Origin of the sequence: Streptomyces sp. NRRL B-24085 (assembly GCF_001282115.1) — a bacterium.
Taxonomy (GTDB): Bacteria; Actinomycetota; Actinomycetes; order Streptomycetales; family Streptomycetaceae; genus Streptomyces.
Map to the genome: position 1 here is coordinate 1 of NZ_LJBR01000409.1, position 1357 is coordinate 1357.

General features: G+C 73.7%; 2 pseudogenes. One reads left to right on the plus strand and one right to left on the minus strand.

Annotated elements, in window-relative coordinates:
- Positions 1-21: 21 nt before the first annotated feature.
- Positions 22-480, plus strand: a pseudogene (locus tag AOJ26_RS34910) (NPCBM/NEW2 domain-containing protein); the annotation flags it as partial.
- On the opposite strand, the pseudogene AOJ26_RS34915 reads toward AOJ26_RS34910, so the two are convergent.
- Positions 467-1357: pseudogene (locus tag AOJ26_RS34915) on the minus strand (AfsR/SARP family transcriptional regulator); the annotation flags it as partial. The pseudogenes AOJ26_RS34910 and AOJ26_RS34915 sit on opposite strands and share 14 nt — an antisense overlap.

Genomic DNA, 1357 nt, shown 5'->3' on the forward strand with positions numbered 1-1357 from the left:
ATATGTGTATAAGCGACAGCCCCGACGCCGACTCCCCCGCCACCGCCGACCGTCTACCAGTGGAGCGAGCTGGCCTACGACGTCTCCGGTGACGGCAGCGGGCCCGAGATGCGGATCGGCGAGAGCACCTGGGTCTGGCAGCGCTACGGCGTCTCGGTCGCCGACCGGAAGTACGCCCACGGCGTGACCGTGCACGGCCGCTCCTCCGTCACGATCGACCTCAACCGCGCCTGCTCCTCCTACGACGCGATGGTCGGCGTCGACGACATGACACTGGGCCTCGGCAAGGTCTACTTCTCCGTGTACGCCGACGGGGCCCGGCTGTGGAGGTCGGCGCTGGTCAGGGGTGGTGACCCGGCCGTGCCCGTCCATGTGAACCTCAGCGGGCACCGCACCGTACGGCTGGTGGTCGAGCCGCACAGCCCCTTCGACGACCTGATGCTCGCCGACTGGGCGGAGTCGAAGTTCAGGTGTGCATGAGGCGCCGCTCCCGCGCCACCTCGTCGAGCTCGGCCAGGGCCTCGGCCGGGGTGAGGACCGCGCCCCGGGTGTGCTCCGCCGCGTAGCGCTCGGGGCCGAGGCCGGTGCGGGCGGCGGCCTCGGCGCGCTCCGCCTCCAGGCGTTCGGGGTCGGGACGCGGGTCGCCACCGCGCCACCGCTCGGCGGCGGCCAGCAGCCGGGCCGTGCGCGGCAGGTCGCCGAGGTCGCGGAGCAGGGTCGCCGCGCCGTCGACGAGGGTCGCCACGAGGGTGTCGGAACACCGCTTGTCGATCGCCTCACGGACGGTCTCCGCCATCAGGGGCAGTCCGTGCTCGGGGCCCGACTCGGCGGCCGCCAGCATCGCGGCGATGGAGTTCAGCATCACCGTGAACTGGGGTGGCGGGGACGACTGGCCGATCTGCTCGCGCACCGAGTCGAGCAGTTCGCGCGCGCCGGCGAGGTCCTTGTCCTCCAGGGCGATGTGCGCTCGCATGAGCTTGACGAACGCCCGGGTCTCCGGCACGCCGTACCGGTCGCCCGCTGCGCTCGCCTCGTCCAGGGTGGTCAGCGCGGTCGAGCGGTCGCCGGTGCGGTAGGCGACCTCGGCGAGCCGGGCGATGAGGAACGGTGTCTCGGCGTACGCCCCCACCTCGTGGGCGAGACGCAGCGCCTCCTCGTACTCCGCCCTGGCCTCGGCGGGGCGGCCCCGGGCCATGGCCGCCTCACCGGCCGCGCTGCTGACCTGGGCGCGGAGCCAGCGGTCGCCCGCGCGGCGGCTGAGGACGCGGAGTTCCGCCAGGTCGTCGTCGACACCGGTCATGCCGCCCGGGGAGTCGACCACCAGGTGGGTGCGCAGCATCAGTGCGGCGGCCACGGC